The sequence below is a fragment of the Lentibacillus halophilus genome (assembly GCF_055395055.1).
Genome location: NZ_AP043750.1, coordinates 2,520,694 through 2,534,519, shown reverse-complemented (window position 1 = coordinate 2,534,519; position 13,826 = coordinate 2,520,694). Strand labels below are relative to the sequence as shown.

Below are 13,826 nucleotides of genomic sequence, written 5' to 3'. Positions count from 1 at the left end.
GTATATTATACATAACTAATCCATTTTTAAGGCCATCATGTATAAAAAATAATAATGGTTAAATCGTATGTCTTGCGCTTTGATCCGGTTACACTTATTATGATTTATTGAGGTGGTTGCATGCGGGTTATAGCAGGTTCGTATAAAGGGCGTAAACTAAAAGCGGTCCCTGGTAAAACAGCCAGGCCTACAACGGATAAAGTTAAGGAAGCGGTTTTTCAAATACTGGGCCCTTTTTTTGATCAAGGTGTTTGTCTTGATTTATTTGCCGGAAGTGGGGCATTAGGTGTGGAAGCACTAAGCAGAGGCATGAAGAAAGGAATATTTGTCGATAAACATCCGCAAGCTATACATACGATTTATGACAATATTCGGATGCTGCAATTGGAAGACAATGCGGAAATATTCAGAACAGATGCCTCCCGGGCCTTGAACAGTGCAGCTAAACGAGGCCTCCGATTCGATTTAATATTGCTTGACCCCCCGTATAATACGATGAATTACACGAAACTTTTGAATGACGTGATTAAACGGGATTTGCTTGATGACCATGGCATGATTTTTTGTGAACATGATGCTAATGACCATGTAGCCATCCACGATGATCGCTATGACATCCTTAAAACTGGATTATATGGCGAAACGACTGGTGTCACCATTTATCAAAAGAAGCAAGAATAGAAGGGAGAAGTACCATTGACCCGATTAGCGATTTGCCCAGGCAGTTTTGATCCCGTAACCAATGGACATCTTGACATTATTGAACGGGGTTCTGAAATCTTTGATCAAGTTATCGTTGTTGTTTTTAATAATCAATCCAAGGATCCCTTATTTTCAGTGGATGAACGAGTTTCCCTTCTGTCAGAAACAACCAGCTATTTATCGAATGTATCGGTTGACAGAAGCAGTGAACTGCTGATTGACTATGCTAGACAACATAGTGCTGATGCTATTTTACGCGGCCTTCGTGCGGTCAGTGATTTTGAATATGAATTACAGATTACAGCCATGAACAGAAAATTGGATGACAATATAGAGACACTTTTCATGATGACCAACAATCAATATTCCTTCCTGAGTTCAAGCGTTGTTAAAGAAGTAGCAAAGTATCAGGCGGATGTTTCCGATTTGGTCCCTGAAGTCGTTCAGACAGCCCTGAAGAAGAAATATCGCGTCACATGACCAAAAAAAGATGTTGCATGGGGCAACATCTTTTTAACGTTTGTACTGACGGTTCATCAGAATAAGGATGGCGATAAACAGAAAAATGACTGTTATTATAGGGCCTATATCGGCTAATGTCTGAAGTACATACCGCCACGTTCCCTCCTGTATATGGTTGGAAACGGGAATACCTTTAAAATCAAACGATGTTTTGTTTAAATACAGCGGTGTATAAAAAGCAACAGTCAGTATAGCTGCAAACAAACCATGCAGAATACGTGCGAAAAAGTACGGATAAAACCGAATATCGGATGATGATATAATGCTTGCGACCTGCGCCTGAACGGACAGTCCGTTGAAGCCAAGGATAAAACTGACGACAATAATTTTTTCCAGAAGGTGGGCGGCATCATTCGATGAAATTAAATTCACTCCTAATGTAATTTCAAATAGGCCGGATAGCATGGGGATGGCCAGATCCCCAGGTAAGGAAACCATTTTCAGTACATATTGAAACAAAACACCGATGGTCTGTGATATCCCTGCAATATATAACAGCTTTGTGAAAACAGAGAAAAGTATAATAAACCCGCCGACCATAACAAGCGTTTGAATGGAGTTTAAAACGGCATCCCCAACAATTCTCCCGAACGGGCGTGGGTCGTCCATCCTGGTACGGTGCATTTCTTTGAAGGCCCTAAGGATGGAGAATCGTTGTTTGCCTGTTTTGGAAATAGGGTCGTACTTTTCTTCGTTTCGTCCATAAAAACGCATACAGACACCGACTAGGGCATTCCCGATATAATGGGCAGCCGCGAGGATAATTCCGAGTTTTGCATCATAAAAAAATCCAACTGATACAGCTCCAAAAATGAAAAGTGGACTGGATGCATTGGTGAATGATACAAGTCGCTCAGCCTGTATGCGTGTCAGCTGCCGGTCTTCCCGGAGACGGGTTGTGATTTTAGCACCGGTTGGATACCCACTGGCCATACCCATTGCCCATGCAAAACTTCCGGATCCGGGAACTTTGAATACGGGACGCATGATCGGTTCAAACAGTACACCGATAAATTTTACAAAGCCGAAACCGATCAGCAACTCAGCCGTAATAAAAAAAGGCAATAATGACGGAAAGACAATTTCCCACCACATATTTAATCCTCTTATGCTGGCTTCCAATGACTGATCGGGGAACTTTATTAAAGAAATGGCAATAAAGGCAGTTATTCCTGCAAGTGCAATGGTTGTTATTTGCTGTTTCAATGCCGGGCCTCCTAATAAGTGCTGATTCTGTACTTTTATGGCTTACGGTAGTAAAATTATTGCCAGCTTCATTTCAGATCGATTTTACGTTTTAGACTGGATGAATAAATAGTACAAGTCTATATCAATATACGCACATACATCCCATTTTTATGACATACACTTTTGAATACATTAAAGGGTCAGTCGTGCTGGTGAGAAGGTGAAAGGAGTTTTACGGTGCTATTTACAAAAAAACAGTTCATTTTTTTAATTATTGTCATAGGCATTGCTTTGTTTGTTTCCATGTACAAGATGCCTTATTATATATATAAACCTGGTGGGGCCGACGCATTGAATCCCATTGTGGAGGTCGAAGGAGGTTATAAAAGCCAGGGAGATATGCATCTGGTCACGATTCAAGGGGGACAAGCTACACCAGTTCAATATTTATGGGCAAAAGTCCTACCCCACCAGCAAGTTCTTCCACTTCGGAAAGTGAGGCCTGAAGGTGTATCAAAAGATGAATTTCTTCATGTACAACTGCAAATGATGGAGAGTTCACAGGAAAAAGCAAAGGTTGTGGCGTATCAAGCAGCAGATAAAGATATTGATATCGATTATAAAGGCGTATATGTTGTTTCTGTCGTGGATGAGATGCCAGCCAGTGATGTGTTGCAACGGGGGGATCGTATTACAGGTATTGATGATACAACCATTCAAAAGGCCGATGAATTAATCAGCTACGTGGAAAAGAAACAGGCGGGTGACACGATCGAAGTGGATATAAAAAGGGATGACCAGACACTGACGAAAGACATCAAACTGAAACCATTTCCAGACGATAAAAATAAGACGGGGATTGGTATCCGACTGGCAACGGATAGGGCAGTTCAGGTCGATCCAGATGTTCAATTTTCAAGTGGTGACATTGGTGGTCCGAGTGCCGGTCTGATGTTTTCGTTGGAAATCTATGATCAGCTGACAAAGACGGATGTAACCAATGGATTTCAAGTAGCCGGTACAGGTGAAATTGACTATCAAGGCAACATACTGCGTATTGGTGGTGTTAAGAAAAAGGTCATTGCCGCAGATGATGAAGGATGTGCCATATTTTTTGCGCCGAATGAGAATGGTGCCAACGATTCAAATTATGAAGCAGCCATGGAAGCTGCTGATGACATTGGCACCGATATGACCATAGTTCCGGTTGATACATTTTCGGACGCATTAAATTATTTACAACAATTACAGGCAAAAGAGAAATAGCGAAAGGGAGAAAACGGATCCATATGCTCTTCCTCCGGGATCATACAGCCATTCAGTCCATGATGATCGGGGGTTGTAATTCCTGCTGATGCCCTTTTTCCCATTTGTCTGCTGGAAGCATGCTGTAATAGGCGTCGCTCACTTTTTCTTCAATTGACAGGAGCGGATCCATGGTTTTTCCCAATTTAGAAATAAGGGGAACATCCATTCTTTTTTTCTGCCTGTTTAAATAAGCTTGTCCCATTTTTGTCATTCCGAGAATCCTGACGTATGGAACCTCTCGTAATTGTTTCACTCGGTGCATATCTGTTTTAGTCGTATTGGTCAAAATGTGTACAAACATTCGCTGCAGGCGGGTCCATGTGTAGCGTTTTGTTTTTATTCGTTGGATCCAGTCATAGAAGGATGATGCAACTCGTGCTGTTCGTTTAATCCGGTATTCCAATCCTTCATCAACCCCGTGTATGGCAGCAAGTTCAGCAATGGTCATCGTCATGACACGATAATGGACGAGGTGGAAGTAGTCCTCCCACGTATGCCATGATCCGGTTTTTTCCAGATAAGCAAACAGCTGACGAATGGTTTCCTCTGGAAGTGTATCAGCAATCGCTTCTGAAACGCTCCGATCCTGAAGCAATTTGTTCCGGATGCTTGTTGCGCTGGCAATTGATCCGACCATTGTCTGATCATGGTAATGGCTTTTTTTCCGTTTGATGGCAAGTGGGGTAATGGGAAGGTTGTTATCCATGATGGTTCGGACATAACTGAAGCCGAGAATGTTGTTTGGCTGTTCCAAATCCATGTTTCCACCATTCAAACCGATGTGCTGGAAGGCCAATTGACTCGCATCCGGAAAAGCAGCTCCTGCATTCAGAGAATGTTTAAGAACGCTTCGGTATGTCGCTTCATTCTTTTTAAACATGGCATAACCGTCTGTGAACGCACGGGAGTTGCCGGACTCACTCCCAAAGCATATACTGGAAACACCACTTTGATACAATGTGCGAACAGCCCCTTCAGCAAACCAATCACTGCCTTGGACAGCATATAAATAAGGAAGTTCCAACACGATATCCACGCCTTCTGCCAATGCTGCTTTGGTTCGGTGGAATTTATCCATAATGGCCGGCTCACCGCGTTGAAGAAATGGACCGCTCATCACGGCAATCAGGCAATCGGCGCCGGATTCCTGTCTGGATTGCTTCATATGGTGGACGTGGCCATTGTGAAACGGATTGTATTCAACAATCAGTCCGCAAGCTTTCATATACGCTCAGCCCCTGTTTAAAGATTCGTTCTCATTGTATCAAAAAAGAATCCCCATCGCATGGTTAGATACGTGATAATGAACATTTTGATAATCATGATATAATTGTAGTATATAATATAGCGTGTAAAGGAAAAATGTTGACAAAAACCCGGATTCCTTTTAAAATAATTCTTGTTGCCTTGAGGTGATAGTTGATGAAGATTCCAATAGGACATATTAAGAAAAACGACAGCAATGGCCCTTACTGGTTTGATGAACAGGTGGATGTTTCTGAATTGGAAACCATGAATAATGATATACGTAACATTGGTTCTGTTCATGTCCATGGTTCGGCAGACGATCAGGGCAATGATATCGTGTTTACGTTCAACATTGAAGGGGATATGGTGCTTCCATGTGCTCGTACATTGGCCGATGTCCCTTATTCATTTAACGTGGATGCAGTTGAAATATTTTCGGAATCACCATCCAATGATGAGACGGAGAATGACATTCACCCCATTGAGGAGGAAGTCCTCGACTTAACCCCGCTTATTAAAGAGAATATCTTATTGGAAGTGCCTTACCGGGTATTCTCTGATGATGACGAAATCATTGATCAAGCTGTGTTTGAGGGTGAGGGATGGAATTTCACGACCGAAGATCAACAGCAAAAAAAGACGGATCCACGTATGAAAAAACTCGAACAGTTATTGAACGATGAAGACGAGTAGTACATCTGGCAAGTCAGCTATTGAAGGAGGTGTAAGTCGTGGCAGTACCGAAGCGCAGAACATCGAAAAAGGTGAAAAATCAACGCCGCACGCATAAAAAATTGCATGTGCCCGGCATGGTGGAGTGCTCCAACTGTGGTGAGCTGACAAAACCACATCACGTGTGCAGATCATGCGGACATTATGACGGAAAACAGGTCGTGGCTAACGACTGATAAGAATTCATACGTTAACGAGCAGATCACTGACAGACAGTGATCTGTTTTTTTATGTATGGTCCATTGTTTATGTGGATCCAAAAGCTGAGTTGGTATTGACAAGACAGGATCAAAGCAAAATCCCATCAAAATCCCATCGGAAAAACCGCTAATATGGAACGTTTATTTGTGCCGTTTGGAGGTCATGAGTATCTTTGTGCTTCCAAACAATTTCATCTGGGCGATTCTATCACTCCTATTTTTTGCATACATTGATAGCAACTGATAAGGAGGGGTGTTATGAATGTTGCACGTCAGGATGCGTGGTCAGAAGATGAAGACCAACTGCTTGCTAAAACGGTCCTGAGCTATGTCAGAGACGGCAAAACACAACTGGAAGCTTTTCAGGATGTTGCTCAGCAATTGTCGAGGACCTCGGCGGCATGTGGCTTTCGATGGAACGCCGCTATCCGTAAAACATATGCCCAGGATATTGAGCGGGCTAAAGAAGATCGAAAAAATCAAAATAGATCACAGTCCATCGGGTATGACGAACCGATGAAAGATCTGAGTACGGGAGAAAATCCCATTGATCACGCGATAGCTATGCTTGAAAAGGTACGTGCAGGCTATTTGGATGAGAGTACCTTGGCCCTTTATGAAAAAGAAACGACGATTAAACAGCTGGAAAAGGAAAATGAAGTACTTAAACAGCAGCTGCATCATTACGAACAAGCATGGCGGGAAATGGGTAAACTATGGAACTGGGTAAGGGAATCGAAACAATGAGAGGAAAAGACATGAATGTCCGTATATGCCATTCATGTCTTTTATTTATCGCATCATACCGGCCATCAGTGGGAGTAAAAACGCCTGTTGATAGGCGTATCTCTTTATGAATTGTCAGATGTTTTCTCGGAAACACCTTTTGGCAACCAGATAAGAGGATTTTCCCCGAGGTCCCGCTCCATTTCATATTTCGCTTTTTGAAAGCCCATCTTTTCCCAAAAACCGTGCGACTTAATCCGCGGATTTGTTTTAATCGGCAGGTTAAAGCTTTTGGCGAAGTCGACCATTCGTTTGCCATACCCCTCTCCACGATGATCAGGCAATACCTCCAGTTTCCATAATTCAAGATACTCCTGAGGTGGATTAAAATAGTTGTCGTATTTTGCTTTCACTTTGTACAAACTCATGCGGGCAATGAGATTGTCTCCGAAGTAGATTCCGTAAAACGGTGATTCGCTGTTGTTTTCAACAATATTGTTTTGCAAATCCTCAATCATCGAAAGTTCCTGATTTCCGTATTCTTTGAATCGTTTGAACTGCTCTAACGTTTTATAATTAATGAAAAGCTTTTCCACATCCGTATCATTAATCATGTCATTTCCCCCTTTAACAAAATCATTTAGCATATCTATATCTTTTATTATAATATAAAAAGGAAAGGAAGGGAATGGCGGAACCATAATTGAGACACTTTTCGTACTGACGGTGTCGGATTGGTGTGATAAGTGGAAGGAGAGGGTGAAATACGTATGATCATTGATGTGATTGCTTTTATCATTGGCATCATCGTTACGCTGCCGATGTTGGCAACCTGGGGTGTTTATTATATAGCTTCCGGGGCTGGGTGGAACCAATGGAAAGCCATTCATACCGCGGCGAACTGGACAACCCTTTTATACATATTGGCTGTATCAACAATGCTTTATATGATGTTCGGTATAGATTATGTTGAAATGATTCCCGTTTTTTTGATGACGTTATTTATTGTCATTGTTGTTATTCGGTGGAAGCGGCATACGGAAGTTGTTTTTAGCAAAGCTTTTAAAATTTTTTGGCGTGTTTGTTTTTTGCTGTTTGCATGTTTATATGGTTTGTTGGCGATAACAGGAATTATCGGTCACTTTTTATGACACAGCAGCTCATTGACGATTATTGGAAAACAGACAGAATAAGTGCAATTGATATATTTTTTTTATACAATACGTATGGGATCGATTCATTAAAGTAAAAGGAGTATGCACGCTATGCAGTTCAGTTCAATGAAACAACAACACAATCCACTCATAAATGATTACCAAAATCAACAATCGCGCGTTATGAAGCACTTTGATTATGATCCATATACGGAAACAACGTATTCTGAGCGTTTGCAGGCATTGCAGGAAAAAAATATGGACCGTGATAAATTAATTCAAGCATTAACAGAAATGAATAACCAGTGGGGCGCCCCCGGTTCAACATATGATGCAATAGAACGGTTGAAAGAAAAACATAGTGCCGTCGTCATTGGCGGTCAGCAGGCAGGATTGCTGACGGGCCCGATGTATACGATTAACAAAGTTATTTCGGTGATACAGTTTGCTAAACAGCAGGAAAGCCAATTAGGGGTTCCCATTGTTCCAGTGTTTTGGATAGCGGGTGAGGATCATGATTTTGATGAAGTTAATCATGTATTTGTATCTGAACAAATGAGATTAAAAAAGCATTCATTGACACAACAGCCAGAGGGAAAACAACCTGTTTCTGACATACCGATTGATGGAGAAGCTCTCACGTCCTGGGTTGATCAATTGTTTGAAACGTTGCCCGAAACAGAGCACACGAAACAGCTTTATCATATGATACAGGACTGCTGGGAGCAATCATCGACTTATGTTGATTTTTTTGCCCGGTTTCTTTACCAGCTATTGGACGGAGAACCAATCATTCTCGCTGATTCGGGCCATCCGGCCATGCGCCATCTGGAACAAGAGGCTTTTTCCCATTTGATTGAACAACAGGAAGACATTAGTCATGGTGTCCATTCCGCCATTCAGCAATTGCAGGAGCAAGGGTATAGCCCATCACTCGATGTTGGGCCTAATGATGCGCATCTTTTCTATCATTTAAACAATGAACGAGTGTTACTTGTTCGTGATGATGAAGGCAACTGGGTCGGGAAACAGAATGAAGTGTTGCTGACAACCCAGGAAGTGTTGCAGACAGCTAGGGAGACCCCGGAACGCTTGAGCAACAATGTGGTGACCAGACCAATCATGCAGGAATGGTTGTTTCCGACACTGGCATTTATTGGTGGTCCGGGTGAAGTTGGTTACTGGGCTGCGTTAAAACCGGCATTTCATGCATTAGGTATGGAAATGCCACCGGTTCAGCCGCGTTTATCGTTTACATTGATTGACCGGAATGTGGAAAAAACATTAACCAAGTTCGGTATTAACGCAGAATACGCTGTTGAATACGGTCTGGAAGATTCAAAAGTGACGTGGTTGGCTGCGCAACATAATCCACCTGTGGAGCGCGTTGCTCAAGAAGTGAAGGACGCCATTCGCGGTGTGCATGAGCCATTGCGTCAAATGGCTAACGACATGGGTGCTAATCTTGGTGAATTGGGCGATAAAAATTTGTATTATCTCCACAGCAATATTGATTTCATTGAAAAACGACTACGCCAAGCTGTGGAAGAAAAATACGACAATGAAATAAGGCAATTTGACCTTGCTCATCATGCTATACATCCGGCAAATGGACTTCAGGAACGTATCTGGAACCCATTGCCGTTTATGAATAACTATGGCCCCTGTTTTATTCGGGAGATGGCAAGGGAACCATTTTCGTTCAGAAACAACCACTACATTGTTTATCTGTAACGGATATATCCGATGCCCCCACTTTTTCCCACGCTTACAACGAGCGCGGTAAAAAGTGGGGGTTTTTTAACGTTTGGATAAAAATATATTTAAGCCTGCGCTCAGGCAAGTGTTCAAACAGGGTGTGAATGGCAACTGACTCGTGAGTTTTTCTGTATACCATACTGGATCTTTCGTCCCATTTTAAAAAACATCGAAGAAATTTTTAAAAATAAGTGGTGAATAGTGGGGCAATGTGGTAACATGTGTGTAAGAAAGTGGGGCGAGCTCTATGTTCATGGGTGAATTCCAGCACAATATCGATGCCAAGGGACGAATTATTGTGCCGGCCAAGTTTCGTGAAGGGCTTGGAGAAAGTTTTGTAGTCACCCGTGGACTGGATAAATGTCTGTTCGCCTACCCTATGGATGAGTGGAAGCAACTGGAAGAAAAACTGAAAAAATTGCCACTCACCAAAAAAGACGCACGAGCTTTCACACGTTTTTTCTTCTCGGGCGCCGTTGAATGTGACGTGGATAAACAGGGAAGGATAAACATTCCACAACCGTTACGGAATTACGCAGAACTGGATAAGGAATGCGTTGTCATCGGTGTTTCAAACAGAGTTGAATTCTGGGCAAGTGATAGTTGGAATGAATACTTTGAAGATGCCCAGGAATCATTTGGTGACATTGCTGAGAATTTAATGGATTTTGATATTTAAGGAGAAGATTAAAAAGCAGGTGTAACAATGTTTAAACATGACAGTGTACTACGCGATGATGTGTTGCAAGGACTGAATATCCGGCCGGATGGAACGTATGTTGATTGTACCGTCGGCGGCGGTGGACATGCGGAGTCAATAGTAGGGTGCTTGGGAGAAGAAGGCATGCTGATGGCGTTTGATCAGGACTGGGAAGCGCTTGAGGCTGCAAAAAACCGGCTCCAGACATATGGGGACCGTGTGGAATTCATTCATGCGAACTTTCAGGAACTCGAACAACAAATGACCATCCGGCAATTGAAAAGCGCTGATGGGATTCTGTTTGATCTCGGTGTTTCGTCCCCGCAACTGGATCGGGGCGACCGTGGCTTTAGTTATCAACAGGATGCCAGACTGGATATGCGCATGAATCAGGATCAGGACCTGGATGCCCGGGATATTGTCAATGAACGATCCTATGAATATCTTACCAAAATATTTTTTCATTATGGTGAGGAGAAGTTTTCCAAACAGATAGCCAGAAAAATCGAAGCGGAACGAAGCAAACAGCCAATTGAAACAACACATCAATTAGTACACATCATTAAAGATGCCATACCGGCACCTGCCCGCAGGAAGGGCGGACATCCGGCGAAACGCATTTTTCAAGCATTGCGAATTGCCGTCAACGACGAACTGACAGCATTTAACGATGCATTACACCAAGCGGCACGAATGACGGGAATCCATGGACGAATTGCCGTCATCACATTTCATTCACTTGAGGACAGGCTTTGTAAGCAAGCATTCAAAAAATGGAGCACCACCAAACCGGTACCCAAGAATTTACCGGTTATTCCTGATGACCATAAGCCTCCATTTCAATTAGTAAACAAAAAGCCGATTATTGCGAGTGAGCAGGAACTCGATACGAATCGCCGCTCCCGATCAGCGAAACTGCGTATTGCTGAAAAGGTGCGTGAATGGGATGAAACATTTACATATGAAGAAGGGTGGAAATAGTGATGGATGGAAATGCAGCGCGTAAATGGGATCAATCGTATACCTCCTACATACCTGAACAGGAGAAGCAGACAACCACGGTTCATGTTCAGAAAAAACGCTGGATTACAAAAGGAGAAAAACTCATTTATTCCGTCATAGGATTTTTATTGATTGCCACATGCATCTATGTGGTTTCATTTGCCTCATCAACCGATACCCTCAACCGGAAAGTGCAATCACTGGAGGAGACCGTAGAGCAACAGCAAGTTACCAATGAAGGTTTGCTGTACCAAAAGAAACAATTAAGCCGTCCGGAACGTATTGCACGAATTGCCAAGGAGAATGGCTTGAAGATTCAAGACGCCCATGTCAAACAAGCGACCGTGTATAACAGCAACTAAGGCGGATGGTTATGAAAAAGAACAAACGAACCCATTTCATGTCCAGTATTCTTATTATTGTGTTTTCAGGAGCATTTTTGCTAATTGCCGGCCGATTTCTCTATATTCAGGCCACAGGGGAGATTAGCAACATTTCATTGGAAAAATGGGCTGAAAAGCAGCGTGAGGCGTCTTATACTCTTGATGCCAAACGTGGAAATATATATGGCCGAAACGGTATGACCTTAGCGTATGATCGGCCGGCTTACCGGATTCAGGCTATCGTCAGAAAATCGTATACCTCTGACCCTGACGAGCCAAGGCATGTAAAGAATCCGAAAAAAACGGCTGAAGAACTGGCTCCTGTGCTGGATGTGGATAAAAGCTATATATTAAGACGGCTGCAAAAAGCCATAGAAGAAGATCGATTTCAAGTGGAATTCGGGAGTGCCGGTAAAGAGATATCCCAACAGACAAAAGAAAAGATTGAGAAACTTAATCTACCCGGGATTCGTTTCAAGGAAGAAGCGATTCGCTATTACCCCAACGGCCAGTTTGCAGCTCATACGATCGGATATGCCAAGGAAAATAATAAGACCATCACAGGTGTTAATGGCATTGAAAAAGAAATGAATGAGAAGCTTAAAGGAAAAGATGGCCATATTTCGTATGAGCAGGATCAATACAACGATAAGCTTCTGAACCCGGATCAAGTTATGGAAAAACCTCAAGATGGATCCGATGTGTACTTGACGTTGGATCAAAAAGTTCAGACGCTTCTTGAAGATGTCATGACACAGGTGAATAATCAATATAGTCCCGAGCAGATGACGGCGGCTGTTATGGATCCGAAAACTGGTGAAGTTCTGGCTATGAGCAATCGGCCAAGCTACAACCCAAATAAGCTGGAAGATGTGGAAAACTGGTTTAATAACATGATTTCTTCTCCGTATGAACCTGGTTCGACCATGAAGATGTTCACGTGGGCAGCTGCCATTGAAGAAGGCGATTATAATGGGAATGAACAGTTCAAATCGGGTTCATATAAGATCAGTGACCGTGTCAGACGGGTGAGTGATTGGAAAAAGGACTGGGGTTCCATTACATTTGATCAAGGTTTTACACGGTCGTCAAATGTTGCTGCCGCCCGACTCGTCTGGGAAAAGATGGGGACGGATGCGTATCTGAATTATCTGAAGGCATTTGATTTTGATGAAAAGACCGGTATTGACTTGCCGAATGAACGGAAAGGAAAACTGGTTTATAATTATCCTCGTGATAAGATTACCACAGCGTTCGGCCAAGCGACTACCATCACTCCGATCCAACAAATGAAAGCAGCGACTGCCATTGCTAATAACGGAAAAATGATGAAGCCTTACGTCATTTCAAAATCGGTTGATCCGGAAACTGGCGACGTAATCAATGAAAAAACACCTGAAGTGGTGAGTGAACCCATTTCCGAAAAAACGGCCGATCATGTTCTGAATTTAATGGGGTCCGTCATTTCATCAGAACATGGAACAGGACAGGAATATAAACTACCCAATTATTCTGTGGCGGGAAAAACGGGAACCGCTCAAATCTATGAAAATGGTAACTATTTGTACGGGCACGGTAACTACATTTATTCGTTTCTTGGTATGGCACCAAAAGAAGATCCAAAGCTGATGATGTATGTATCTGTCAAGAAACCGGATATCGAAGGCAATGAGAGCGGGTCGGCACCAGTGGCTTTTATTTTCAAAAATGTCATGCAAAAGGCCTTGCATTATTTGGATATTGAACCGGATAAAAATGATGCCAATCACGTAAAGCCGGTGAAACTGCCGAAACTAACGGGGCAAAACGCATCGTCCATAAAACAAACACTTACGGATAAAGGATTGACTGTATCTATGATTGGTTCGGACGGTACAGTGCAAGCGGCTAGTGCGGACAAAGGCGATAAGCTTCTTAAGGGCGATCGTGTCATTCTTCTGACTAATAAGCCGGTCATGGCAGACGTTATAGGATGGTCCAAGAGAGATGTGTTACAACTTGCTGATCTCTTGGATTTAAAGGCGGAAACAATAGGAACGGGTTATGTAACCAAACAGAGCATTAAAGAAGGAACCTCTCTTCAAGGAAAGGATTACCTGTCTGTGGAATTGAAGCCACCCGAATCGGTTGAAGAATCAACAAACGGACACGAAGACTAGTCAGTCATACGAAAAACGACAACGGGGCTGGGACAAGACTGAAC

General features: G+C 42.8%; 15 protein-coding genes. 12 read left to right on the top strand and 3 right to left on the bottom strand.

What is annotated here, in order from left to right:
- The first annotated feature begins 120 nt into the window (after positions 1–120).
- Positions 121–681 (top strand): 16S rRNA (guanine(966)-N(2))-methyltransferase RsmD, encoded by a 561-nt coding sequence (gene rsmD / locus ACZ5Q7_RS12495; RefSeq protein ID WP_343753578.1) that lies wholly within the window; start codon positions 121–123, stop codon positions 679–681.
- A 15-nt stretch (positions 682–696) separates the two neighbouring features.
- A complete protein-coding gene (coaD, locus tag ACZ5Q7_RS12490; RefSeq protein WP_343753576.1) occupies positions 697–1,182 on the top strand; it encodes a pantetheine-phosphate adenylyltransferase in 486 nt (161 codons plus the stop codon).
- A gap of 33 nt (positions 1,183–1,215) precedes the next feature.
- On the opposite strand, the gene ylbJ is transcribed toward coaD, so the two are convergent.
- Entirely contained in the window at positions 1,216–2,430 is a 1,215-nt protein-coding gene (gene ylbJ / locus ACZ5Q7_RS12485) for a sporulation integral membrane protein YlbJ (RefSeq protein WP_343753574.1), read from the bottom strand.
- Positions 2,431–2,649: 219 nt separating this feature from the next.
- Here ylbJ and ACZ5Q7_RS12480 point away from each other — a divergent pair, with 219 nt between their 5' ends.
- Complete coding sequence (locus tag ACZ5Q7_RS12480) at positions 2,650–3,678, top strand: SepM family pheromone-processing serine protease (RefSeq protein WP_343753573.1); 1,029 nt, start codon at positions 2,650–2,652, stop codon at positions 3,676–3,678.
- 52 nt (positions 3,679–3,730) lie between these two features.
- On the opposite strand, the gene ACZ5Q7_RS12475 is transcribed toward ACZ5Q7_RS12480, so the two are convergent.
- On the bottom strand, positions 3,731–4,945 hold the full coding sequence (locus ACZ5Q7_RS12475; protein WP_343753571.1) for a nucleotidyltransferase: 1,215 nt from the start codon (positions 4,943–4,945) through the stop codon (positions 3,731–3,733).
- Positions 4,946–5,142: 197 nt separating this feature from the next.
- Here ACZ5Q7_RS12475 and ACZ5Q7_RS12470 point away from each other — a divergent pair, with 197 nt between their 5' ends.
- From ACZ5Q7_RS12470 to ACZ5Q7_RS12460, 3 genes are all read left to right on the top strand, one after another.
- The gene (locus ACZ5Q7_RS12470; protein WP_343753569.1) at positions 5,143–5,661 is read left to right on the top strand and encodes a YceD family protein; all 519 of its coding nucleotides are present in this window, start codon (positions 5,143–5,145) and stop codon (positions 5,659–5,661) included.
- A gap of 38 nt (positions 5,662–5,699) precedes the next feature.
- Entirely contained in the window at positions 5,700–5,876 is a 177-nt protein-coding gene (rpmF, locus tag ACZ5Q7_RS12465; RefSeq protein ID WP_343753567.1) for a 50S ribosomal protein L32, read from the top strand.
- A 282-nt stretch (positions 5,877–6,158) separates the two neighbouring features.
- Positions 6,159–6,647, top strand: coding sequence for an RsfA family transcriptional regulator (locus tag ACZ5Q7_RS12460; RefSeq protein ID WP_343753565.1), 489 nt, complete (start codon positions 6,159–6,161; stop codon positions 6,645–6,647).
- A 104-nt stretch (positions 6,648–6,751) separates the two neighbouring features.
- Here the strand turns inward: ACZ5Q7_RS12460 and ACZ5Q7_RS12455 are convergent, their stop codons facing one another.
- On the bottom strand, positions 6,752–7,240 hold the full coding sequence (locus tag ACZ5Q7_RS12455) for an N-acetyltransferase (protein ID WP_343753563.1): 489 nt from the start codon (positions 7,238–7,240) through the stop codon (positions 6,752–6,754).
- Positions 7,241–7,396: 156 nt separating this feature from the next.
- Here ACZ5Q7_RS12455 and ACZ5Q7_RS12450 point away from each other — a divergent pair, with 156 nt between their 5' ends.
- The 6 genes from ACZ5Q7_RS12450 to ACZ5Q7_RS12425 all read left to right on the top strand — a co-directional run bounded on the left by ACZ5Q7_RS12450 (position 7,397) and on the right by ACZ5Q7_RS12425 (position 13,782).
- Positions 7,397–7,777 carry a DUF3397 domain-containing protein gene (locus ACZ5Q7_RS12450; protein ID WP_343753561.1) on the top strand — a complete coding sequence of 127 codons (381 nt, stop codon included), beginning with the start codon at positions 7,397–7,399 and terminating at the stop codon, positions 7,775–7,777.
- A 114-nt stretch (positions 7,778–7,891) separates the two neighbouring features.
- Positions 7,892–9,514, top strand: coding sequence for a bacillithiol biosynthesis cysteine-adding enzyme BshC (gene bshC, locus ACZ5Q7_RS12445; RefSeq protein ID WP_343753559.1), 1,623 nt, complete (start codon positions 7,892–7,894; stop codon positions 9,512–9,514).
- Between the two features lie 271 nt (positions 9,515–9,785).
- The gene (gene mraZ / locus ACZ5Q7_RS12440) at positions 9,786–10,217 is read left to right on the top strand and encodes a division/cell wall cluster transcriptional repressor MraZ (RefSeq protein ID WP_343753557.1); all 432 of its coding nucleotides are present in this window, start codon (positions 9,786–9,788) and stop codon (positions 10,215–10,217) included.
- Positions 10,218–10,244: 27 nt separating this feature from the next.
- Positions 10,245–11,219, top strand: a complete 975-nt coding sequence (rsmH, locus tag ACZ5Q7_RS12435) for a 16S rRNA (cytosine(1402)-N(4))-methyltransferase RsmH (protein ID WP_343753555.1) — start codon at positions 10,245–10,247, stop codon at positions 11,217–11,219.
- Positions 11,220–11,221: 2 nt separating this feature from the next.
- Positions 11,222–11,602 carry a cell division protein FtsL gene (gene ftsL / locus ACZ5Q7_RS12430; protein ID WP_343753553.1) on the top strand — a complete coding sequence of 127 codons (381 nt, stop codon included), beginning with the start codon at positions 11,222–11,224 and terminating at the stop codon, positions 11,600–11,602.
- 11 nt (positions 11,603–11,613) lie between these two features.
- The gene (locus ACZ5Q7_RS12425) at positions 11,614–13,782 is read left to right on the top strand and encodes a penicillin-binding transpeptidase domain-containing protein (protein WP_343753551.1); all 2,169 of its coding nucleotides are present in this window, start codon (positions 11,614–11,616) and stop codon (positions 13,780–13,782) included.
- Positions 13,783–13,826 lie beyond the last annotated feature (44 nt).